General features: G+C 69.4%; 19 protein-coding genes. 10 read left to right on the forward strand and 9 right to left on the reverse strand.

The features are described 5' to 3' along the window. The first annotated feature begins 65 nt into the window (after window positions 1-65). Window positions 66-1,382 carry a hypothetical protein gene (locus MYSTI_RS18660; protein ID WP_015349335.1) on the forward strand — a complete coding sequence of 439 codons (1,317 nt, stop codon included), beginning with the start codon at window positions 66-68 and terminating at the stop codon, window positions 1,380-1,382. Here the strand turns inward: MYSTI_RS18660 and MYSTI_RS18665 are convergent. Both MYSTI_RS18665 and MYSTI_RS18670 read right to left on the reverse strand, forming a co-directional pair. Further along, entirely contained in the window at window positions 1,375-2,310 is a 936-nt protein-coding gene (locus MYSTI_RS18665; protein ID WP_015349336.1) for a DUF2520 domain-containing protein, read from the reverse strand. The genes MYSTI_RS18660 and MYSTI_RS18665 overlap by 8 nt on opposite strands. Then, window positions 2,307-4,898: an AAA family ATPase gene (locus MYSTI_RS18670; RefSeq protein WP_015349337.1), complete on the reverse strand. Its 2,592-nt coding sequence runs from the start codon at window positions 4,896-4,898 to the stop codon at window positions 2,307-2,309. The genes MYSTI_RS18665 and MYSTI_RS18670 overlap by 4 nt, the downstream gene beginning before the upstream one ends. Before the next feature lie 231 nt (window positions 4,899-5,129). On the opposite strand from MYSTI_RS18670, the gene MYSTI_RS18675 reads away from it, so the two are divergent. From MYSTI_RS18675 to MYSTI_RS18705, 7 genes are all read left to right on the forward strand, one after another. After that, complete coding sequence (locus tag MYSTI_RS18675) at window positions 5,130-5,843, forward strand: YIP1 family protein (RefSeq protein ID WP_015349338.1); 714 nt, start codon at window positions 5,130-5,132, stop codon at window positions 5,841-5,843. Next, a complete protein-coding gene (locus MYSTI_RS18680) occupies window positions 5,840-7,174 on the forward strand; it encodes a TolC family protein (protein ID WP_015349339.1) in 1,335 nt (444 codons plus the stop codon). The genes MYSTI_RS18675 and MYSTI_RS18680 overlap by 4 nt, the downstream gene beginning before the upstream one ends. Then, the gene (locus MYSTI_RS18685; RefSeq protein ID WP_015349340.1) at window positions 7,171-8,439 is read left to right on the forward strand and encodes an efflux RND transporter periplasmic adaptor subunit; all 1,269 of its coding nucleotides are present in this window, start codon (window positions 7,171-7,173) and stop codon (window positions 8,437-8,439) included. The genes MYSTI_RS18680 and MYSTI_RS18685 overlap by 4 nt, the downstream gene beginning before the upstream one ends. Further along, the gene (locus tag MYSTI_RS18690; protein ID WP_015349341.1) at window positions 8,436-9,191 is read left to right on the forward strand and encodes an ABC transporter ATP-binding protein; all 756 of its coding nucleotides are present in this window, start codon (window positions 8,436-8,438) and stop codon (window positions 9,189-9,191) included. The genes MYSTI_RS18685 and MYSTI_RS18690 overlap by 4 nt, the downstream gene beginning before the upstream one ends. Then, entirely contained in the window at window positions 9,188-10,426 is a 1,239-nt protein-coding gene (locus MYSTI_RS18695) for an ABC transporter permease (protein WP_015349342.1), read from the forward strand. Before MYSTI_RS18690 ends, MYSTI_RS18695 begins: the two co-directional genes overlap by 4 nt. A gap of 4 nt (window positions 10,427-10,430) precedes the next feature. Further along, window positions 10,431-11,663, forward strand: coding sequence for an ABC transporter permease (locus MYSTI_RS18700; protein WP_015349343.1), 1,233 nt, complete (start codon window positions 10,431-10,433; stop codon window positions 11,661-11,663). Between the two features lie 77 nt (window positions 11,664-11,740). Further along, complete coding sequence (locus MYSTI_RS18705) at window positions 11,741-12,745, forward strand: cysteine synthase A (protein WP_015349344.1); 1,005 nt, start codon at window positions 11,741-11,743, stop codon at window positions 12,743-12,745. Between the two features lie 34 nt (window positions 12,746-12,779). On the opposite strand, the gene MYSTI_RS18710 is transcribed toward MYSTI_RS18705, so the two are convergent. After that, the gene (locus tag MYSTI_RS18710; RefSeq protein WP_015349345.1) at window positions 12,780-13,448 is read right to left on the reverse strand and encodes a hypothetical protein; all 669 of its coding nucleotides are present in this window, start codon (window positions 13,446-13,448) and stop codon (window positions 12,780-12,782) included. A 245-nt stretch (window positions 13,449-13,693) separates the two neighbouring features. Between MYSTI_RS18710 and MYSTI_RS18715 the strand changes: the two genes are divergently transcribed. Both MYSTI_RS18715 and MYSTI_RS18720 read left to right on the forward strand, forming a co-directional pair. Next, complete coding sequence (locus tag MYSTI_RS18715; RefSeq protein WP_015349346.1) at window positions 13,694-15,022, forward strand: hypothetical protein; 1,329 nt, start codon at window positions 13,694-13,696, stop codon at window positions 15,020-15,022. A gap of 6 nt (window positions 15,023-15,028) precedes the next feature. After that, entirely contained in the window at window positions 15,029-16,225 is a 1,197-nt protein-coding gene (locus MYSTI_RS18720) for a hypothetical protein (RefSeq protein ID WP_015349347.1), read from the forward strand. Here MYSTI_RS18720 and MYSTI_RS18725 read toward each other — a convergent pair. From MYSTI_RS18725 to MYSTI_RS18745, 6 genes are all read right to left on the reverse strand, one after another. Next, entirely contained in the window at window positions 16,213-17,853 is a 1,641-nt protein-coding gene (locus MYSTI_RS18725; protein ID WP_044280888.1) for a sensor histidine kinase, read from the reverse strand. The two genes, MYSTI_RS18720 and MYSTI_RS18725, sit on opposite strands and share 13 nt — an antisense overlap. Further along, on the reverse strand, window positions 17,822-18,514 hold the full coding sequence (locus MYSTI_RS18730; protein ID WP_015349349.1) for a response regulator transcription factor: 693 nt from the start codon (window positions 18,512-18,514) through the stop codon (window positions 17,822-17,824). Before MYSTI_RS18730 ends, MYSTI_RS18725 begins: the two co-directional genes overlap by 32 nt. Before the next feature lie 142 nt (window positions 18,515-18,656). Beyond that, window positions 18,657-18,806, reverse strand: a complete 150-nt coding sequence (locus MYSTI_RS43860; RefSeq protein ID WP_169558647.1) for a hypothetical protein — start codon at window positions 18,804-18,806, stop codon at window positions 18,657-18,659. A gap of 105 nt (window positions 18,807-18,911) precedes the next feature. Next, window positions 18,912-19,433 carry a hypothetical protein gene (locus MYSTI_RS18735; RefSeq protein ID WP_015349350.1) on the reverse strand — a complete coding sequence of 174 codons (522 nt, stop codon included), beginning with the start codon at window positions 19,431-19,433 and terminating at the stop codon, window positions 18,912-18,914. Between the two features lie 105 nt (window positions 19,434-19,538). Continuing rightward, a complete protein-coding gene (locus MYSTI_RS18740) occupies window positions 19,539-20,363 on the reverse strand; it encodes a hypothetical protein (protein WP_015349351.1) in 825 nt (274 codons plus the stop codon). A 236-nt stretch (window positions 20,364-20,599) separates the two neighbouring features. Next, complete coding sequence (locus MYSTI_RS18745) at window positions 20,600-21,349, reverse strand: GNAT family N-acetyltransferase (RefSeq protein WP_233278312.1); 750 nt, start codon at window positions 21,347-21,349, stop codon at window positions 20,600-20,602. Window positions 21,350-21,498: the final 149 nt, after the last annotated feature.

Here is a 21,498-nt window from a genome sequence, read left to right on the forward strand (position 1 = left end):
GCCACGAACGCGTTTTTCACGGTAAGGGGAGGGCCACCGCTTCCCCCTTGATTTTGGATTCCTTCATGTCCCAACCGGATCCCCAGGCACATCCTGTTCCCCAGCATGTCCACCAGGCGCAGCTCCAGGTCGCCGCGGCCATCGAGAAGGCCGAAGGCAAGCCCGTCGACCTGCTCAAGGCTCCGTGGGCGGACGTGGAGAAGTCCGTGGTCAAGGTGCTGGGGGGCCCCTTCCAGGTGAACAACCCCGAGCACCAGACGGTGGCCCTGGGGGTTGCGGGCGCGTTCGCCATGCGCCTCATCATGGAGCACCAGGCCTTCTGGTTCCCCAACCGGGACTCCCCCGAGGGCGCGACGCTGGGCTTCCCCGAGGCCATCATCATGCTGTCGCCCTTTGGCGCGGCCATGGATGCACTGAGTCAAGCCAAGCTGGGCCGCCTGGAGGACCTGGCGGCCGACATCCGCCGCTCGCTGGGGCAGGCGCGCTTCGGGACGAACCCGGCCCAGGCCCTGGGTGGGCAGGCGCAGAAGCTGACGCCGGTGGACTACCAGCGGCTGTTTGATCCGGGCTTCCTCCAGTTCGTCGTCGTGGACGCGAAGAAGGCGACCACCACGCTGGAGACCAAGCCGGACGTGCTGGCGCGCGACGTGCGCAACGCCCTGAACCGCGCGCAGGACCTCCCGGCGGAGGCCCGTCAGCAGTTCGAGGGGCAGATTGTGCAGTCCCTCCAGCGCCTGGACCCGAGCAAGTCGCTCATCGAGCAGGCCGAGCGCGCCCCGCGCCTGGCGGAGCTGATGGTGCACCTGTTCGCCACGGTGAACGGCACGGGCTCAGCGCCCGAGGACTTCTGGCACGACATCGTGCTGCCGCTGCTCTTCATCGGCACGCCGACGTCCTTCCCGCCGCTGGATGAGGAAGAGCTGGAGCTGTACCGCCAGGGCGCGGATCCGCTGCCCCTGTTCGTGGACGTGGTGCCGCACGCGCACCCGGCTCCGGACGAGGGCCTGCTGGGGGCGTTCGAGATGGGCGAGATTGGCCTGCTGCACCCGGGCTTCGCTCGGGTCGGCGCGCTGCGGCTCATCCGCATCGACGCCACGCGCATCAAGCCCATCCTCGCGGGCTTCGACGCGAACAAGCTCGGCGCGACCATCAAGGGCTTCGGCGACGCCGTCGCGAAGGCGGCGGGCAAGCCGGCCAACGACACGGCGCAGGGCAAGGAGATGCTGCACGCCTCGCTCACGCTGCTGTCGGACCTCCAGCGGGGCGTGGCGACCGGTCAGGGCGAGCTGTGCCTGCGCCGGCTCACGGAGGCGGAGGCCGCTTCCGAGCGGGCCCTCGGCGCCGTGCGCAAGGGCCTCCAGGGCTCGCTCATCATCACCTGAGTCGGGCTTCCAGCGCGGCGCGCGCCTCGGGGCTCAACCGCTCCGAGGCCAGCTTCAGCGCACGCTGGGACAACAAGCGGTAGAGCGGGGCGACGTCGTCGGGGAGCGCATCCAGGTGGGCTCCCACGACGTCCCCGTCTCCTCGGACGATGGGCCCCGTGAGTCCTCCCGAGAGACCCCGGGCCTCCACGCCTCGCAACGCCGAGCGCATCAACGGCAGCAGCGCGGGGAGCGCCTCCTCTCGCACGACTCCCGCGGCCTCCAGCGCGGCCACGGCCGCATCCGCCAGCGCCACCATGAGTCCCGCGCTCATCACCGCACCCGCGTGGTAGGCAGCGCGGCGACCCTCGGGGACCTCCAGCACGTCGAGCCTCACGTCGGCCGCCATGTGACGCAGCACGTCCCGCAGCGGGCGCGAGCGCGTGCTGATGGACACCGTGTGGCCCGCGAGCGAGTCCCGAGGCGAGGACACCGCGCAGAGCGGATGGAATGAGCCCAGCGCGCGACCTCGCGGTGGCCCCAGCGCGGAGAGCGGCAGGGCTCCGGCGGTGTGCACGAGCGCGGTGGAGCGGGGCAGGGTGGCCGCGAGCTCCTCGGCGATGCGGGGCACCTCCGCGTCCGGGACACACAGCAGGACGACGTCCGCCTTCCACGGCTCGTCCGCCGTGAGGGCCTTGAGGCCCAGGTCCTTGGCGCGCCGCCGTCCTTCTTCGCCGCGCGAGACGAGCTTCACCGGCCAGCCCTTCATCTTCAGGGCCAGGCCCAGCGCGCCGCCGAGCCGGCCCGCGCCGATGATGACCACCGAGGGCAGTCCCGTGACGGGCGTGCGGGGACGGAGCAGCGGCTTGTGGCGCGCCTTGCTCTCGCGCGCGGGAGGGGGCGTGCCCGCGCCCTCCGCCTCTTGCTTGCGTGGGGCCCGGGTGCTCATCGCTCTCGTTGGAACGCGAGCTGACCGGCCTTGAGCGCGACCCGAACCCGGTCGCCCGCGCCAAACTCACCCGAGAGGATTCGCTCCGCGAGCGGTCCTTCCACCAATCGCTGCACCATCTGGCGCATGGGGCGCGCGCCGAGCTGCGGGTCGAAGCCGCCCGACTTCAGCAGGTGGCCCACCACGTCCTCGCCCGCGATGTATTCGATGCCGCGCTCCGTGGAGAGCCGCTTGCTGCTTTCCTCCAGCAGCAGCGTCGCGATGCGCGCGACCTCCTCCTCCTCCAGGGGACGGAAGGGGAGCCGCTCGTCGATGCGATTCCACAGCTCCGGCGGCAGGGCCTTGCGCGCGGCGGACGCGGCCAGCTCCAGCGCGTTGATGGTGGCGGAGCCCTCCGAGCCGAAGCCCATGGGCCGACCGGTGCGAGAGAACGCCTCCGCGCCCAGGTTGGTCGTCATCACGATGACGGTGTTGGAGAAGTCGATGTGCCGACCCTTGCCGTCCGTCAGCCGCCCCTCTTCGAGCACCTGGAGCAGCAGCATCTGCACCTCGCGGTGCGCCTTCTCGATTTCATCCAGCACCACCACTGACGACGGGCGGCGGCGGACGGGCTCGGTGAGCTGGCCTCCCTCGCCGAAGCCCACATAGCCGGCGGGAGAGCCGATGAGCCGGGAGACGCCATGCGCCTCCGACAGCTCGCTCATGTCCAGCCGCACCAGCGCGTCGCGGTTGCCGAACAGCACCTCCGCGAGTCCGCGTGCCATCTCCGTCTTGCCCACGCCCGTGGGGCCCAGGAAGAGGAAGCTGCCCATGGGGCGCCGCGACGCGAAGCCCGCGTAGTTGCGGCGGATGACCCGGGCGATGCGGGCAATCGCCTCTTCGTGTCCGATGACCCGCTCGCCCAGGTCCTGCTCCAGCCGCAAGAGGCGCGCCGAGTCGTTCATCAGCAGCCGCTCCTCGGGAACCCCCGCGAGCTTCGCCACCACGCGCGCCACGTCCGAGGGCTCCACCACGTCGCGGCCCTCGCGATGGCAGCGGCTGCCCGCCAGGTCCACCACGGAGATGGCCTTGTCCGGCATGAACCGGTCCGTCACGTAGCGGCTGGCCAGCGAGGCCGCGGCCTCAAGCGCCTCCGGGCGGTAGCGCAGGCCATGGTGCTCCTCGTACCGGCCGATGATGCCGCGGAGGATCTCCACCGTCTCCGCCACCGACGGCTCGTGCACCACCACCGCCGTGAAGCGCCGCTCCAGCGCGGGGTCGGCGCTGATGAACTTGCGGTACTCGTCATGCGTCGTCGCGCCGATGCAGGGGAACTCGCCCCGCGCCATCGCCGTCTTCAGCTCGTTGGCCGCGTCCTGCGGGCCGTCACCCGTGGAGCCCGCGCCCACCAGGGTGTGGATCTCGTCGATGAAGACCATGACGCGCCCGTCGGCGCGGCGGACTTCTTCCTTGAGCGCGTTGAGCTTCTCGGAGAACGAGCCGCGCAGCTGCGTGCCCGCGACCAGCGAGGCCATGTCCAGCTCCACCAGCACCTTCTCCGACAGACCTCCGCGGAGTCCGAGGAGCCGCTGGGCCACGCCCTCCACCACGGCCGTCTTCCCCACGCCCGCCTCACCCAACAGGCAGGGGTTGTTGGTGCGGCGCTTGCCGAGGACGTCGATGACCTCCTCGATTTCGCGCGAGCGCCCCACCACCGGGTCGAGCCGGCCTTCACGCGCCGCCTGGCTCAGGTTGCGTCCCAGGGACGTCAGCAGCGGGAACACCTTGGGGTCCAGCGCCAGCGAGGAGGCGCCGCGCGCCACGGTGCTGGAGGGCGCGGGGGCCGGGCGCGAGACAGGCGCCGGAGCCGGTGCCGCGCGAGCCACGGGCGGCGGGGCGGCCTGGGGAGCGGGCGGCGGCGCGGCCTGGGCCACGGGGGGCGGAGCTGCTCGCGGCGCGGGGGCCGGCGGGGGCGTGGCGTGGTCCGGCTCGTCCACGTCGATGAGGTCCCGCGGCGACAGGGCGGGCGTCGTGGCGCGAGGCGGCGGCGAGGGGAGCGGCGGCGGCGTGGGCGGCGCGCCCGGCACCGAGCGCGGCAGGCTCACGGCCACGGCGGAGAAGGGGAGAGGGGACGGAGGAGCGCCCAGCGGCCGGCTGGGGGCGGAAGGACGCGAGCCCAGGGCGTGCGACCGGCTGGGCTGGAGCTTGCGGGGCATCCGCCCGCTCACGAAGTAGGACACCGCCGTGGTGCGCAGCGTCGCGAGGTCCAGCCCCGCGTGCACCAGCAGCTCCTGGGCGACGCACCGCACCCGCGTCACCGCGATGAGCAGGTGCAGGCAGTCGGCCTCCTGGGAGCCGCAGCTCGTGGCGATTTCGCGCGCCTTCTCCCGCAGCTCGCGGACCGGGCCGTCCTGCTCGGCGGGCGCCGCGGTGAGCAGCTGGAGGAGGGCATCCTCGTCCACGCCCCGATCCTTGAGCAGCAACTGCGCGCGGTTCTCCACCGTGAAGAGCGCCAGCAGCACATGCGCCGAGGTGAGCCGCTGGGCCACGCTCCGGGCAATGTCGTTGGCTTCTTGGAGGACCTGGGCGAGATCCGTGCTTTCGACCATTCGAGCTCCGGCAGGCGTGCAGCCGAGCGGAATACACCCTCTCGATCCCGACAGCAAAATTTCCGCAACAGGCTGCTACAGGTCTGCGGAATCCTTGGAGTAGAAGGGGGCCGGGCCTTCCACGAGGATTGGAATTCGGTTGGCCGGCTGCCCGTTCACCGCGTCAATTTCGACTGGCCGAGCAATTGCCTGAGGGGCTGTGCCGTACTTCCCTCCGAGACCAATCACCCTATGACCTCTCTCGTCCAACCCGTGCGCGTCTTCATCGACCCTGTCGAGGGGACGCCCGCAGCAGTCGAAGCCCGCCGTTGGGTCTGGCCGCTTCTGATTCTCGCCCTCTGCGTGTCCGCCTCTGGGACGCTGTTTTCCCTTCGTTGGGACGCGGCCCCGGATGTCATCCGTGAGCTCCAGTCGTCCGGGGAGATGGCGACCATCTCCGAGGCCGACCTCACCGACAAGATCCAGACCACCACGCGCAAGGCGCTGGTGGGCGGCATCGCCAAGGGCGTCTTCGTGATGCCCATGACGGCGCTGCTCCTGGCCGCCCTCCTCTGGGTCGTGTCGTGGCTGTTTGATCGCTCCACGAACTTCGAGAAGCTGATGTCCGTGGCCGCGCTGAGCCTGTTGCCCATCGCGCTGTACCACGGCGTCCTGGCTCTCTGTATCTCCGCGCAACACACGCTGTCGGCGGCGCGCCTGGCGCAGTTGGTGCCGTCGAACCTGGGCGTGCTCATGACGGACCTGAGCCCGAAGATGGCGCGGGTCGCGTCCACCGTGGACTTCTTCAACCTCTGGAGCACTGTGATTCTGGGATTGGGCTTCTCCGCCGCCACCGGCATGAGCCGAGGGCGTGCGTTGCTGCTGGCGGTGGTGCTCTACGCGATGTTCGCGGGAGTGATGATGGTCGGTCTTCCCGGCGTGCAGATGGCGGGAGGTGGCCGATGAACGCCCTCGTCGTCGTCGCGCTGCTCGCCGCCGCGCCTTCGTCCCCCGTCACGCTGGAGGATGCCCGGAAGCAGGGGCGTCAGAGCACCACCGCGCTCCAGTCCATCCTCGACCTGGAGGTCGCCGAGGAGGACGTCCGCATCGCGCGCTCCTCGCTGCTGCCGCAGGTCGCCATCAACGCCTACGCGGGCAAGCGCTGGATTGGCCGCCGCAACTCCTTCAGCCTGGTGACGGACCCCGTCACGGGGCAGCCCGTGCAGATCCCCGTGGAGACGGAGCCGACGTCCACCGAGGACTACGACCTGGGCGCCACGCTGAGCCAGAGCGTCTACGACCGGAAGCTCTGGAAGCAGCTCGAGCAGAACGGCATCCTGAGGGATGCGCAGAAGAGCCAGACGAAGGAGGAGGCGGACACGGCGGAGCTGGAGGCCGTCCGTCGCTTCTTCACGCTCTTCCGCACCCAGGCCAGTCGCCAGGTGCTCGCGGCCAACGTGCAGCGCAGCGAGGAGCAGGTGGATCGCGCCCGCTCCATGTTCGAGGCGGGCCGCGTGGGCAAGGTCGAGGAGATCACCGCGAAGGTGAACCTGGGCAATGACCGCATCACCCTGACCCAGTCCCTGAAGCAGCTGGCGACGGACCAGGCGCAGCTGGCGGTGTGGCTGACGCGCCCCGGCACCGAGGTGCTGGAGGCGGTGGACCCCGGCGTGCTCCAGCAGGAGCCCGCGCCCGCGCCCAGCATCGAAGAGGCGGTGAAGGTCGCCCGCGAGCAGCGCCCGCTGCTCAAGGCCCGCGAGCTCCAGGTCCGCTCGGCGGAGATTGCTCGCGCCATTGCCCGCGCGGACTACATCCCCACGCTGTCGCTGGTGGGCATCTACTCCCGCCAGGGCCCGGACGCGGAGGGCGTCTTCACCGAGCCCCGCATGCAGAACAACTTCATCGGCCGGCTCAACCTGGAGTGGAACGTCTTCAACGGGTTCCGGACGCCGGCGCAGACGCGGCGCGCCGAGGCGAGCATCCGCAAGGCGCAGCTCGCGCTGGAGCAGTCGGCCCGGGAGATTGAGGCCGAGGTCCGCACCTCCCATCAGTCCCTGGAGGCGCAGATTGTCGCCGCGCAGCAGGCGGCCGAGAACAAGGAAGCCGCCACGCAGGGACTCCACCTGGCGGAGGAGCGCTTCCGCGCGGGTGCGGGCTCCACGCTGGAAGTCCGCGACGCGCAGCTCAAGTTGACGCAGGCGGAGCTCAGCTTGTTGCAGAACAGAATCGATGTCGAAATCGCTCGCTTCAGCTTGATGCGAGCCATGGGCGCCCTGAGCCCGGGAGAGACGAAATGAAGTGGTGGAAGGGTGCGATCGCGGGTGCGTTGTTCCTCGGTGCTGCGGCCATCACGGTCGGGGGGCTGAAGGAGCGTCCTCCTCCGTCGCAGGAGGTGCAGATCTCCAAGGCACGCAAGGGCTCCATCACCCGCACCATCACCGGTGCGGGCAAGGTGCAGGCGGCGACGACGGTGAAGATCTCCTCCAGCCTCTCCGGAGACCTGGTGGAGCTGCTCGTCAAGGACGGCGACCCGGTGAAGAAGGGGCAGGTGCTGGGCCGCATCGACAAGCGCATCTACGAGGCCTCGCTGAAGCAGGCGGTGGCGTCGCAGAACGCGGCGCGCGCCGACTCCCAGGTGGCGGAGGTGGAGGTCAACCGCACCACGCAGGAGCTGGCGCGGGTGGAGGGCCTGTCGGCCAAGGGGCTCGCGTCCGCGTCCGAGGTGGACCTCGCGAAGGCCTCCAAGAACTCGGCGGAGGCGCGGCTGGCCTCCTCGCGTCAGTTGCTGGCGCGCACCGTGGCCGTCGTGGAGCAGCAGCAGACGGACCTGTCCAAGACGACGCTCTTGTCGCCCATCGACGGCAACGTCATCGAGCTGTCGCGCGAGGTCGGTGAGCGCGTGCGTGGCTCGGAGCTCGCCGAGGACGTGGTGATGACCATCGCCGCGCTCTCCGCGATGGAGGTGAAGTTCGAGGTGGGTGAGCACGAGGTCGTCCACCTCAAGCCGGGCCAGCCCGCGGACGTGACGCTGGACGCGCTCGAGGGCCAGACGTTCCAGGGCTCCGTGGTGGAGATCGCCCAGAAGGCGCTCATCAAGAACGCGGGGACGGAAGCCGAGGTGACCAGCTTCCCCGTCACGGTGGCGCTGGACATGCGTCCGCCGGGCGTGCTGCCGGGCATGAGCGCGGAGGCGCGCATCTCCGCGGAGACGCGGGGCGACGTGGTCCTGGTGCCCATCCAGGCGGTGACGGTCCGGGCGGAGCGCACGCTGCCGGACTACAAGGAGCCGGTGGAGGGCGCGACGCTCAAGGCCAAGCGCACGGAGACGCTCGCCAAGGTGGTCTTCGTGGTGGACGCCGAGAACAAGGCGCAGGTGCGGCGGGTCCAGACGGGCATCGCCTCCGACACGGAGCTGGAGATCCTCTCCGGCCTGGCCGACGGGGACCGCGTGGTGGAAGGGCCGTACCGCACGCTGTCGAAGGAACTCAACCACGGTGACAACGTGCAGGAGCCCCAGCAGGGTGAGGGTCCGGGCGCGTCGAAGGGCGGGCGGAAGTCGTGAGTGACGGCAGCGGCGCCGGCACAGGCCGGCTCATCCAGGTGGACGACATCACCCGCGTGTTCCATGTCGGTGGCGAGGAAGTGCGAGCGCTGCGCGGTGTCAGCTTCGGCATCAGCCGGGGAGAGTGGGTGGCCATCATCGGCCAGTCCGGCTCTGGCAAGAGCACGATGATGAACGTGCTGGGCTGCCTGGATACGCCCACCAGCGGCCGCTACATGCTCAACGGCAAGGACGTGTCGCGCATGAGCGACGACGAGCTGGCCGTCATCCGCAACGTGGAGATCGGCTTCATCTTCCAGACGTTCCAGCTGCTGCCCAAGGAGACGGCGCTGGCCAACGTGGAGCTGCCCCTGGTGTACCGGGGCATGCCCGCGAAGGAGCGGCGGGAGAAGGCGAAGGCGGCCCTGGACAAGGTCCAGCTCACGCACCGCATGCACCACAGGCCCAACGAGCTGTCCGGTGGTCAGCGTCAGCGCGTGGCCATTGCCCGCGCGCTGGTGTCGGAGCCGTCCATGCTCCTGGCGGACGAGCCCACGGGCAACCTGGACTCGGCCACGGGCGAGGAGATCGTCCGGCTCTTCGAGCAGCTCCACCAGGCGGGCCACACGCTGGTGCTCGTCACGCACGAGCCCAAGCTGGCGGCGCGCTGCCCGCGGGCCATCCGGTTGAGCGACGGTGAGATTGTCGCCGACGGTCCGGGGCGTGAGGTGGCGCTCGGCAACATCGCCGCGATGGCGGCGGGGGGCGCATGAAGTCACGGACAGGCCTTCGGGTGGATGTCCTGGAGGGGGCGCGCATCGCGGTGTTCTCGCTGCGCGCCAACCGTCTGCGCACGGTGCTGACCACGATGGGCATTGGCATCGGGGTGGCCACGCTGCTGGCCATCATCGGCATCATCCAGGGACTCAACACGTCCTTCCACCGGCAGCTGGCCACGTTCGGCGCGAACACGCTCTACGTGTCCAAGTTCCCGTGGATCATCAAGGGCGACTGGTGGAAGTACCGCAACCGGAAGAACTTCACCCTGGAGCAGCTGCCGCGCCTGCGCGCCATGGCGCCCTTCATCACCGCGATGTCGCCTTCGGTGTCGCGCATGTCGGACGTGTCCTATGGCGGCGAGCAGGTCTCGACGGTGCGCATCCAGGGCGTCAACCACGAGTACCTGACCATCGCGGGCTACGACATCACCTCGGGCCGCTACATCACGGAGGCGGACGAGGAGGTGACGCGGCCGGTGGCGGTCATCGGCGCGGACGTCGCGGACCGGCTCTTTCCCGGCATCAGCCCGCTGGGTCGGAGCATCCGCGTGGACAACCGCTCCTTCCAGGTGGTGGGCACGCTGAGCAGGAAGGGGAAGATGGTCAACGAGAGCATGGACCTGCTCGTGCTCATCCCCTTCAAGACGTTCTACGCCAACTTCGGCAAGGGCCGTCCGTTCGAGATAGCGATGGCGGTGGGAGACGCGTCCCAGGTCGGGGCGGCGGAGGACCAGCTCATCGGCATCCTGCGGCGCCTGCGCGGGACGGAGCCGGGCGAGCCCGACGACTTCAACATCAACAAGCCGTCGATGATGGCACAGACCTACGCCCAGCTCACCGGCGCGCTGTATGGCGTGGCGGTGGGCGTGGGCCTCATCACGTTGCTGGTGGGCGGCATCGGCATCATGAACATCATGCTGGTGTCGGTGCGCGAGCGGACGCGGGAGATAGGCGTCCGGCGTGCGCTGGGCGCGCGCAAGCGCACCATCGTCATCCAGTTCCTGATGGAGGCGGCCAGCGTGTCCGCGGTGGGAGGCCTGCTGGGAACGACGGTGGGCTTGGGCACGGCCAAGGTCGTGTCACTCATCACCCCGCTGGCGGCGGACGTGCAGGCGTCCACCATCTTCGGCGGCGTGTTCTTCGCGGCCATGGTGGGGCTGCTGTTCGGCATCTGGCCGGCGGCGCGCGCGGCGAACCTGGACCCGGTCGAAGCACTCCGGTACGAGTGAGCCGATGCGAGCCTTCCTGGACAATCTGCGGCTGGCGCTCGGCACGTTCCTGGGCAACCCGCTGCGCTCCCTCCTGACGCTGTTGGGCATCGTGATCGGCGTGGCCACCGTCATCACGATGATGGGGCTCATCGAGGGCCTGCGTACGAAGGTCAACCGGGACCTGGGGCAGCTGGGGGCGCACACCTTCCAGCTGACCAAGTGGCCCTCGGGTGGGTTCGGGCGCTTCAACTGGGCGAAGTTCGCCAAGCGCCAGGACTTCGGCATGGAGGACGTGCGCGCCATCGAGGAGCTGTGTCCCTCGGTGGGCGTGGTGTCGCCGATGGATGACCAGGGCGGGCAGAAGGTGGGCTCGGCGAGCGCGGAGACGCGTCCGTCGGTGCGCATCATCGGCGCGTCCACGAAGTACCCCATCACCAGCGGCGTGTCGGTGCAGTCCGGCCGCTTCTTCAACGAGGTGGAGGGGCTGGATGGCCGCCACGTCGTGCTCCTGGGCGTGGATGTCGCGGACGCGCTGTTCCCCGGCATGGACCCGGTGGGCTTCGAGGTGCGGCTGAAGGGCCGGCCGTTCCGGGTGATTGGCGTGCTCCAGCGACGCGGCAGCTTCCTGGGCATGGTGAGCATGGACAACCAGGCCATCATCCCGCTGCGCGTGTTCCAGCAGCTCTACGGCAAGCAGCGCTCGCTGGATATCGACATCCAGGCGAAGGACCCGTCCCTGTTCCGCAAGGCGCAGGACGAGGTGACCACGCTGATGCGCCGGCACCGCGGCGTCGAGGGCGACGCGCCCAACGACTTCGAGATCCACACCAACGAGTCGGTGACGGCGTCCTTCAACCAGCTCTCACAGGTCATCACCATCGCCGGCATCGGTGTGTGCCTCCTGTCGCTGGTGGTGGGCGGCATCGGCATCCTCAACATCATGTTGGTGTCGGTGATGGAGCGCACGCGCGAGATTGGCGTGCGCAAGGCGCTGGGGGCCAAGCGGCGGCGCATCCTGGGGCAGTTCGCCACGGAGGCCGTGCTGCTGGCGCTCCTGGGCGGCGCGCTGGGCGTGGGCCTGGGCTTCGGCCTGGTGTTCCTGGGGGACTGGATGGTGGGGTTCCCCATGTCCGTGCCGCCCTGGGCGGTGGCGCTGGCGCTGTCGATGAGCTGCGGGGTGGGGCTGCTGTTCGGCATCTATCCAGCCGCTCGTGCGTCGAAGCTCGACCCCGTCGAGGCGATGCGCAACGAGTAGTTCCATCCGGACCCAGGTTGCCTCCCTCCCCGGACTCCATTAGGGGAGGGGGCGCACGCGACGAGGGACGGAAACACATGGCGCCACGCATTGGCTCGCTCTGGGACTCGGTGGGCAACACGCCGTTGCTTCGCATCAGCTCACTCAGCCGGCTCACCGGCTGCGAGATCCTGGGCAAGGCGGAGTTCATGAACCCTGGCGGGAGCATCAAGGACCGCGCCGCCAAGGGGATGATTCAACGCGCGGAGGCGGAGGGGCTGCTCAAGCCGGGCGGCACCATCGTCGAGGGCACCGCGGGCAACACGGGCATCGGCCTGGGCCTGCTGGGCCGTGAGCGGGGCTACCGCGTCGTGGTGACGATGCCGGACAACCAGGCGCGCGAGAAGTACGAGTACCTGGAGGCCATGGGCGTGGAGGTCCGCAAGGTGCCGCCCGTGCCGTTCTCCAACCCCGCCCACTTCTTCCACCAGGCGCGCGTGCTGTCCGAGCAGCACGGGTGGTTCTGGGCGAACCAGTTCGAGAACACGGCCAACGGCGACTTCCACTACGAGACGACGGGGCCCGAAATCTGGGAGCAGTGCGAGGGGAAGGTGGACGTGCTCGTCGCCTCCGTCGGCAGTGGCGGGACGATGTCGGGCGTCAGCCGCTTCCTCAAGGAGAAGAACCCCTCGCTGCGCGTCGTGCTGGTGGACCCGCCGGGCTCGGGCCTCTACAGCTTCGTGCGGGAGGGCAAGCTGGAGTCGACGGGCTCCTCCATCACCGAGGGCATCGGCATCATGCGCCTCACGGCCAACTTCAAGGCGGCCCGGGTGGATGAGGCCATGCGCCTGGGCGACGGAGAGATGCTGGACATGCTCTATCACCTGGCGCGCGAGGACGCGCTGGTGGTGGGCACCTCCGCGGCGCTCAACGCTCGCGCGGCCTATGAGCTGGCCCGACAGAACGTGGGCCGGGGCCTGCGCATCGTCACCTTCCTCTGCGACCACGGAAGCCGCTACGCCTCCAAGGTGTTCAACGCGGACTTCCTCGCCGCGAAGCAGCTCCAGGTGAAGCCGCTGCCCACGGGCCGCTTCGCTCGCTGAGCCGCGACGGAAAGGGCGACCCAGCCGTGTCCCGTCAGTGCGGATGGGAGAAGCGGCTGGGCTCCTGGAGCGACGGGTCCGCGAACATCTTCCGGAAGACGTAGTAGTCGGCGGAGCGCGTCCACTCGGTGCGCTTGGGCAGCTCCACCGTCGCGGGCGCCCGCTCCTCCTTCGCGGGGACCAGGTAGGCGTCCAGCGACTGGTCGCTGAAGGTGAACGCGCCCTGCTCCTCGTTCACCACGGCGATGAGCTCCAGGGTCTCCTCGGTCGCGGCCTCGGCGGCGTCGCCGTGGTGGTCGTTCGTGACCAGGAGGCCGCCCACCTTCAGGTACTTGCCGCACGTGCGGGAGATGCCGCCGGCGTACAGCGCGAGGAGCAGGTCGAAGCTCTCGTCGAGCACGGGGATGGGCTGCGTGTAGTCCTGCGAGACGAAGCGCACCTGCGGACGCTGCTCGTACTTCTGCCGCGAGCCAATCTTGCGCAGCACCCCGTCGCGGTTGGCGAAGAAGCCTCGCGCCAGGTCATTGCGGTCCACGTAGACGACGTCCTGGAAGAAGAACGACGGGGTGATGTGCACGAAGCACCCCGGATACAGCACGGTGTTCACCGAGATGAATCGCTCGCGGAGCAACTGGAAGAGACCCGCGCGCTCGAGCTGATGCTCCACCACGAAGCCTTGATAGATCTCCTCGACTCTCTCCATTTGCTCGATTTGAGCCGGTTTCTGGACCGCCGTACAACTTTGCATCAGTGGAGTGAAACAGCGGGGCTCGTGGGCGGAAAGTCACAGCCAGGACGGCAGCCATTGCCTGGGTCAACTTTGTCGCCTCGAGAAGACATGGGGTGTGCGGAGCCCCACCTGTGTCTGCACCAAATCCGCACAAACATTCCTCGGGAGGTGCACGAGCGAGCCATTCGGGGTGCACACCGCGGGCGCAGTCTGAGGCCATGAACACTCAGGTCTCCGTGCCCCGTGCACCTCGGACGTCCGAGAACCCCCTCCGCCGCGTCTTCGGCTGGCTGGTGGCTCACCATGTCTTTGGCGGTCTGCTCATCGTCGTCTTCGCGACGGCGGTGATTGCCGGTCAGGTGGCGGACCGGACGGACTTCGCGAACTCGGAGCTGGCCGCGGGGGTGGAGGACCGGTGGGGTGCGCCCGTCGTGCAGCCCGCGCCCTCGCTGCGCTACGTGCACAGCGGCACCCTCTTCACGGAGCTCAAGCCGCTGCCGTTCGACCGTCAGCACGTCGAGGTGCTGGCGAAGATGAACTACCGCAAGCGTGGCCTGCGCTACTTCTCGGGGTTCGATTTCAACCTCGGGGCCGAGTACGCGGTGGTCAACCGCGAGGGCCGCGACATCGACGTGGCGTTCATCTTCCCCATGGAGATGAACAAGTCGCAGGTGCTGCTGTCGGAGCTCCAGTTCCTGGTGGATGGCCAGGAGGCCAGCCTGGACCTGGGCGAGTCCGGCAACCGGCTGGTGTGGACGGGCCGCATCGCGAAGGAGGCGACGGCGCGCTTCGTCATCCGCTATCGCGCGCGGGGCCTCGACTCCTTCGTGTATCGGTTGGACCCGGCGCTCTCCGCGCGTGACGTGCGTCTGCATTTCGCCGTGGAGGGAGGAGACAACTACGACTATCCGGCGGGGGTGCTGTCCGCGTCGTCCGTGCAGGCGGGGAGCGACGCCGTCACGCTGGACTGGGCGTTTCAGTCGCTCGAGTCGGGCGTCAACCTGGGCGTCATCCTTCCCTCGGAGAAGACATTCGACTCGATGGTCTCGCGCATGGCGAAGCGCGCGTGGGTGCCGTTCCTGGTGCTGGTGGCGCTGCTGGCGGCGCTGGGGTTGAGGCACAAGCGGCGGCTCGCCCTGCATGAGTCCTATCTGCTGGCGGCGGTGTATGGCTTCTTCTTCGTGCTGCTGGCGTACCTGGCCGCGTTCATGAATTTCTATGCGGCGTATGTCATCAGCGCGCTGGGGTTGGGCGCGGCTGTGGTGGCGTATGCGCGGTGGTTGTTCCCCAAGGAGCGTGTCGCGGTGCTGGCGGGCCTGTGGGTGGCCACGCTGCTGGTGCCCACGGGCGCGGTCATCCTGGAGGGCTACACGGGCCTCATCTACACGCTGGAGATTCTCGCGGGCCTGCTCGGGCTGATGGTGCTCTCCACGCGGGCCGGAGTGCGGGCCTTCCTCTCGGACCTGTCTCAATCGAGTGCGACACCGCGCGCGGCCACCGCGCCCGCCGTGTCCACCGTCAACCCTGTCACCCCGGAAGCGAGCTGATCCCCCATGCGGACCTTTTCCCTTGTTGTTGGATTGCTGCTGCTGGCTCCGAAGGCGCTGGCGACCGAAGACGCGACGACGACCAAGCCCGTGCGCTCCGGTACAGCCACCGTGCCGCTGGACGAGCTGATTCCCCTCTATGCGGGACGTGAGGCCCCTGTTCCCGCGCCGCCCACGGATGCGGTGGTGACGAGCACGCTGAAGGGGCGGCTGTCCGCCGATGCCCTCCAGGTCGAGGCGGGCTTCCAGGTGGAGGTGCTCGCCGACGGGCGATGGACACAGGTCCGGTTGCTCCAGCTCGACTCGGACACCTTCACGACGACGCTGCCGACCTTGGATGACGCGATGGTCGGCGTGGTGGATGGGTATCTGTGTCTGTTGACGCGCAAGGCGGGGCGCCATGTCTTCGATGTGGGGCTCACCGTGCGCTCTCAAGTCACGGGTCCGGAGCGGCGCGCGCAGCTTCGCTTCGGTCCCCATGCTTCACCCGTGCCGCTCGCGCTGGAGGCCGACACGTCTGTCTTCACGCTGACGGAGTCCTTGGCCACGTCTCGCGACGGCTACACCGTGTATCCCGCGCAGGGGGCGCTGCGTGTGGGGTGGCGAGCCCTGGCACCGGTGGCTCGCGAGGCGAAGCCCCAGGTGCGTCCACCGTTGGAGCCGCGCATCTCGGAGGCCACCGCGTCCTGGGTGTCCACGCTGGAGGGGCGTGCGACGCTGCGCGTCCGCTATGACTTGAGCCTGGACCGCGAGCAGTCGCTGGAGCTCTCGGTGCCGGAAGGGCTCACGTTGGAGCGGGTCACGCTCAATGCCATCCCCGTGTCCGTGGAGAGCGTGGAGGCGGGCGTGTTGAAGCTCAAGGTGGCTCCGCCGCGCCTGGGCGAGACGGAGGGCGCGCTGGAGGTGGTGCTGACGCAGGAGCTGGGCGTGTTCCATCTCTCCGGGAAGCTGAAGCTGGCGCTGCCTCGCGTCTCGTGGCCGGTGGCCGAGCTGCGGGCCCGCGCGCACTTCCCCACGGTGTTCAACTACCGCCGCGAGGGTGGCAGCCTGGAGTTGCTCGAGGGCGAGGATGTCGCGGCGCTGGCCGTGGATGCGTCGCTGCCGGGCAAGGTGCTGCACTTCCGCCAGTACCTGGTGGCGGCGTCCGCGCCGACGCTGGAGCTGGGCTACTCCGTGGACATCTCCAGCAGCTACTTCCGCTGAGTCGAGGCAGGGGGCGCCGCCACTGCGAAGGCGGCGCCCGGGTTCGGCGGCTGGGCGGGGCGCAGCTCCAGGCTCGCGCCGAAGGCCCGCAGCATCGACTGGGAGATGGTGAGGCCCAGTCCCGTCCCGCCGCGTGCGCGCGCCGTGGTGAAGAAGGCGTCGAAGATGCGCGCCCGGTTCGCCTCGGAGATTCCGGGGCCGGTGTCGCGCACGACGACGTGTGTGGCGCCGGTGCTGGAGGTCTCCACGGACAGCGAGACCTGGACGTCCGCGCCGCCGTGCTGACCCGCGTTGGTGATGAGCTGCCAGAGGACGTCGTCCATCACCTCGGCGGGCAGGGCGACGGTGAGGCCCTCGGGCACCGGGCCCAGGTCGACCTTCGCGAGCCCCGCCGCATCGCTCCGCGCGACGAGCGCCTTCAGCAGCGGCCCCAGCTCCACGCTCGCGGGGGTGGCGGTCATCGAGTCGGCGCGAGCCAGCTCGAGCAGCCGCTGCACCAGCCGCGTGAGCCGCTTCGCGTCGGCATCCACGTTGGACAGGAAGCGCGAGCGCTGCTCGGGTGTCATCGCGTCGGCGCTGTCTCGCAGCAGCTCCACCGCGCCCTGGATCGAGGCGAGCGGCGTCTTGAACTCATGCGAGACATTGGCGGCGAACGAGCGGATGTATTGATTCCGGTCTCTCAGCGCGGAGGCCATGCCCGCCAGGGATTCGGACAGCTCAGCCAGCTCCGCGACGACGGGGCGGGCCATGGGCTCGAAGCCTTCGGGGGCGCTCGCGGCGATGGCGCGGGTCTGCCGCACGAGCGCGCGCACGGGACGGCCCAGCAACGTGGCGGCGGCGAGCGACATCAACGCCAGCGCACTGAGCAGCACGAGCCCCGTGGCCGTCAGGTTCCACCGGTCCGAGTAGAGCGCCTTGGTGAAGGTCATCGGCGTGCGCGCCAGCACCACGGCGCCCCAGACACGCTCCCCCTGGATGACGGGCAGCGCCACCGAGACGCGGATGCCCGTGTCCCGGCTCAGCGAGGCCAGGGGCGTGTCCTCCGGCTCGGAGTGACGGCGCCGCAGGACACTGGTGGGCAGGCCGTGGAGGGCCTGCTTCACTTCGGGCCGGTTGGCGAGCGACGCGCCCATCAGGTCCATGCCGCTGCCGGACACCACCACGCCGCCCGCGTCGACGACCCGGATGCCCGCGAGCGTGGCGGCTCGCACGTTCTCCAGCACGGGGCGCAGCCGTTGGCCCACGTCCAGCGCCAGGGGCTCGCCTGGCACGAGCGAGCGAGGCGGGGTGTCATCGGAAGGCAGCGGCTCATCCGAGGCTCTCAGCGACGGGAGGATGGGCCTCAAGCGCTGGTCATCGGGGATGGGGAAGGGCCACTTGGCGGTGCGCGGCTTGCCGTAGTCCCGGGAGCCCACCTGCTCGGCCAGCATGGCCCGGTAGACCTCGGTGATGACGGCGCCTTGCGTGAGCAGCTCCATCTCCGTCTGCCGGATGAGCTGGTTGTCATAGACACGCACGAAGGCCAGCCCACCCAACGTGAGCACGAAGCCCGCGAGCCCCACCGTGGCGAAGACCATCCACAGCCGAGGCCGAGGCCTACGGGAGGGCGAGCCGGTAGCCGAGGCCATGCACTGTCTCGATGACTTCGCCGCCCGCCGCGGCGAACTTCTGGCGCACCCGACGCACGTGGCTGTCGATGGTGCGCTCACTCACCACGCCGTCGTCGTAGACGCGCGTCATCATCTCGTCGCGGGTGAAGACCTTGCCCGGGACGCGCAGCAGCGCGGCGAGCAGGTGGAACTCCGTCACCGTGAGGACGACCTCCTTCTCCGACCACCAGGCCCGGAAGAGCTCTTCGTCCAGCTTCAGCGGGCCGCGCGAGAGCGGTGGCCGGGCGTCCGTGGGGGCCTTCGGTGTCGGACGCGCGCGGCGCAGGACGGCCTTCACGCGCGCCACCAGCTCGCGGGGGCTGAAGGGCTTGGTGAGGTAGTCGTCGCCGCCCAGCTCCAGGCCGAGGATGCGGTCCACCTCGTCGTCGCGCGAGGAGAGGAAGACGATGGGCAACTCGTGGGAGCGGCGGACCGCCCGGCACACCTCGAGCCCGTCCATCTCCGGCATCATGATGTCCAGGACGATGAGCGCGGGGGGCGCGCGTCGGACGTGGTCCACCGCGGCCTGTCCATCCGGGGCCTCCTCCACGCGGAAGCCCCCTTGCTCCAGCGCGAAGCGGACGATGTCCCGCAGGTGGGGATCATCATCGACGACGAGGATGGTGGGACGTTCAGCCACGGTGGGCGGACTCTATCCCAGGGGCACGCGGTGGCGGGCTCCTCGAACAGGCACCAGGACCGGGGTTTTCAGGGGGGAAGGGACGGGACGAGCGACCTCTTGGGAGGCGCTCGTCCCGGGGGCACCAGGACGTCGTCCTGGATCAGCCCATCACTTGGGGCGAGGAGTACGGCGGATACTCCTCGCGAGCCTTGATACGTCGCGTCCGCCGACGCGGGCGCCGGATGGTCACTGCCGCGACGAGCGCGAGGACCACCGGCACGAACACCAACAACGATTGAGTCGTCACCATCTCCCTCCTTCAGGAACTATGGCGGAGGGGTCTGACGTGCCGTCCCGGGAAAACCTGACTAGCCAGACACCGGGAGTGTGGGTCCAGGTGTGACGCGGGGGCTGCTCAGTCCTTCACGACAGAGGTGATGCCGAGGGGGAACGGCGGGCCGATGAAGTTGTCGTCCGACGTACAGGGGCGCTGGGCGATATCGCGCAGGTCCGCGGAGTAGTAGCCCCAGGCGGAGTCGTTGCCCTTCTCGTAGAACACGGAGCCGTCGGGCAGGACGACCTTCCAGACGTACTGGAGCTGCTCGTACCACTTGGGCGAGCTGCGCGTGGAGGTGGTCTTCCGGAACGTCACCGCCCAGGTCCACGGTGCGGACGCGGGGACGGCGAGCGTCTGCGTGTCGTCCCAGTCGAAGGCGACGCCGTTGTTGAAGCCGCCCCAGCCGTGGACGAGGTAGACGGACGTGCCCCAGGGCAGCGTGAGGTTCCGGTAGGACATCCGGACCTCGGCCTCGTAGGAGCTGGCGTAGAGGCACGAGTGGAGCACCGCGCGTCCGTCCGCCCACTGCTCGATGGCGAAGGACGTCGATGAGGTGAGAAAGAGGGCGAGGGCAAGGAGTCTTCCAGCAGGCGCGGTCATGTCGTTATCCCGGTCGCGAGGTCTGGAGGCTCTCTAGCATGTGACGCGACAGTGTTCACTTCGTGTGTGTCTGTCTATTCGGCGTCGGAGGCGGTGTGCCGGGGGTCACCGGATGACCGTCGTCGAGCGCTCGGAGCCGGTCCTGGAGACGCGGCGGGAGTCGTGGCCGTTGAAGTCCTCGGCCTCGTCTTCGCCCACGAGGATGCGCAGGGTGACGCGGGTCACCCAGCGTCCCGCATCCAGGGTGTGCGCGACCTGGTAGCGAGGCACGCCCGTGGTGGGCTCGCCCAAGCGGAAGCGGAGCTCCCGGAGCGCGTCGACATACGCGGCCAGCGGCTCCATGCGCGTCAGGGCCCGGCGCAGCACCTTGTCCGCGCGCTTGCTCATCACCCGGTCCCAGAACAGATACCCCGCGCCGAGCGTGGCGGAGCTGGTGAAGTAGATGACGAAGTTGAGCATGCCTCCCAGGTAGCGATTGCGCGTGAAGCCCTGCGCACCCGTCGCCTCGGTGAGGATGTCCTTGAGCGTCTCCGCCGCGCCCTGATGCGCCATCGTCAGCCACTCGCGTGACTCCTTGGGCACGCCGAGGAGCAGCCGGCACATCGCCACGTGCAGCACGAGCAGGGAGACGCGCGCGGCGTCTCGTTCAGCACTCAACGCTTGGGTGAAGCAGAGGCTCGCGGACTTGAGGTGCTCCAGCCGCTCGTCGCGCGAGCACTGGGGCTTCGCGGCGGCCTCCAGGTGATTGCGGCCTTCATGAAAGGCCCCCTGGCGCAGCAGGTGTGGCTCGCGCGGCAGGTGGCCCAGGAGCACCAACTGCTCACCCTCGGTCCCGAGCAGCGCCTCGAGGAGCGCCACGGGACCTTCATCCTGCAGCTTTCCGCCCACCTGCCGGGGCGTCGCGAGGATGAGGTCATTCCACGTCGCCATGTGGGGACTCCCGTGCGCCGCGGCGCTCCTGCAACCCCCTGGGTGGCAAGTGTGCCACAGCCTCACGGATTCACGAGCAGACGGCTCGGCTTCCGTCATCCGTCGCGTGCTCTCTCTTGTGGTGGAGTCACGCGCTTTCAGAGCCGGTAGAAAAAGATACCGGGCCACGTGGAGTCTTTGCGTGGCGGGTCTTTTTTGCATCGCGGGTCCGGATGACTCCGCGAGCGTCGAAACGTTCAGCTCAGGCCCGGGGCGGGTGCGCTGTAGATGGTGAAGCGCGTCACGGGGCGGTAGCCCAGGCGGGTGTAGAGCGGGAAGCCGGCCTCGGTGGCGTGGAGCACGCTGCGCTCGATGCCCCAGCTCTCACGCGCTTCGCTCAGCGCGCGGCGCATGGCGGACTCCGCGGCGCCGATGCGGCGGTGCTCGGGGCGGGTGGCGACCAAGGCGATGTACGCGACACCGTCCACGCGCATCACCACCGAGCTGCTCGCGGCGGCGTCGCCCTGACATGCGACGAAGCCGCGAGACTCCGTGCCGAAGAAGCTCTCCACGTCCATCGCCTCGCGGCCGAGCTCCCGAGGCATGTCGTACGAGAGCGCGTTGATGTCGGCCACGGCCTGACGCCCCCACGCGTTGACGACGGGGCGGACGTCCATGGGAGAGGGCGGACGGGTGGGCTCGGCGAGCCGGTCGCACACCATGCCGGTGACGCTGGTGAGGGGCTTGAGCTTGTACCAGGCGAGGATGGACGCGGCCTGGGCTCTCACCTGGGGCGACAGCCAGTCCTCCGACACGATGAAGGACCAGGGGTGCTTGCCCATGGAGAAGTAGCGGGCCGCGGAGGCGGCGGCCGCGGCCAGGCCCTGCTCGGACTCCACGGGGGCACGGAGGAACGCCGTGTTCATCATGTCCCACGCGACATGACACGCGGCGAGATAGACCTCCGGGCGCTCCACCACTTCGCCCGCGCGACTCCCAAGGGCCATCCTCCGCCACGCGCCTCTGAATTGCGCATGGGACTCGTCGATCTCGGCCTGGGTGGCGGAGTGCATCGGAGGGCTCCGGGGTAGGGGTGGAGGGCGGAGTGTACCTCAGGCTTTCCGATGCGAAGACGTGGAGCGGCAGGCGGGCGTGC

This window comes from Myxococcus stipitatus DSM 14675 (assembly GCF_000331735.1).
Lineage (GTDB): Bacteria > Myxococcota > Myxococcia > Myxococcales > Myxococcaceae > Myxococcus > Myxococcus stipitatus.

Excerpts from the sequence above, each read along its gene's own strand:
- MYSTI_RS18710 (WP_015349345.1), bottom strand. The coding sequence starts at position 13,448 with ATGGAGAGAGTCGAGGAGATCTATCAAGGCTTCGTGGTGGAGCATCAG.
- MYSTI_RS18665 (WP_015349336.1), bottom strand. The coding sequence starts at position 2,310 with ATGAGCACCCGGGCCCCACGCAAGCAAGAGGCGGAGGGCGCGGGCACG.
- MYSTI_RS18680 (WP_015349339.1), top strand. The coding sequence starts at position 5,840 with ATGAACGCCCTCGTCGTCGTCGCGCTGCTCGCCGCCGCGCCTTCGTCC.
- MYSTI_RS18745 (WP_233278312.1), bottom strand. The coding sequence starts at position 21,349 with ATGGCCCTTGGGAGTCGCGCGGGCGAAGTGGTGGAGCGCCCGGAGGTC.
- MYSTI_RS18660 (WP_015349335.1), top strand. The coding sequence starts at position 66 with ATGTCCCAACCGGATCCCCAGGCACATCCTGTTCCCCAGCATGTCCAC.
- MYSTI_RS18695 (WP_015349342.1), top strand. The coding sequence starts at position 9,188 with ATGAAGTCACGGACAGGCCTTCGGGTGGATGTCCTGGAGGGGGCGCGC.
- MYSTI_RS18715 (WP_015349346.1), top strand. The coding sequence starts at position 13,694 with ATGAACACTCAGGTCTCCGTGCCCCGTGCACCTCGGACGTCCGAGAAC.
- MYSTI_RS18740 (WP_015349351.1), bottom strand. The coding sequence starts at position 20,363 with ATGGCGACGTGGAATGACCTCATCCTCGCGACGCCCCGGCAGGTGGGC.
- MYSTI_RS18700 (WP_015349343.1), top strand. The coding sequence starts at position 10,431 with ATGCGAGCCTTCCTGGACAATCTGCGGCTGGCGCTCGGCACGTTCCTG.
- MYSTI_RS18685 (WP_015349340.1), top strand. The coding sequence starts at position 7,171 with ATGAAGTGGTGGAAGGGTGCGATCGCGGGTGCGTTGTTCCTCGGTGCT.
- MYSTI_RS18725 (WP_044280888.1), bottom strand. The coding sequence starts at position 17,853 with ATGGCCTCGGCTACCGGCTCGCCCTCCCGTAGGCCTCGGCCTCGGCTG.
- MYSTI_RS18735 (WP_015349350.1), bottom strand. The coding sequence starts at position 19,433 with ATGACCGCGCCTGCTGGAAGACTCCTTGCCCTCGCCCTCTTTCTCACC.
- MYSTI_RS18720 (WP_015349347.1), top strand. The coding sequence starts at position 15,029 with ATGCGGACCTTTTCCCTTGTTGTTGGATTGCTGCTGCTGGCTCCGAAG.
- MYSTI_RS18675 (WP_015349338.1), top strand. The coding sequence starts at position 5,130 with ATGACCTCTCTCGTCCAACCCGTGCGCGTCTTCATCGACCCTGTCGAG.
- MYSTI_RS43860 (WP_169558647.1), bottom strand. The coding sequence starts at position 18,806 with ATGGTGACGACTCAATCGTTGTTGGTGTTCGTGCCGGTGGTCCTCGCG.
- MYSTI_RS18670 (WP_015349337.1), bottom strand. The coding sequence starts at position 4,898 with ATGGTCGAAAGCACGGATCTCGCCCAGGTCCTCCAAGAAGCCAACGAC.
- MYSTI_RS18705 (WP_015349344.1), top strand. The coding sequence starts at position 11,741 with ATGGCGCCACGCATTGGCTCGCTCTGGGACTCGGTGGGCAACACGCCG.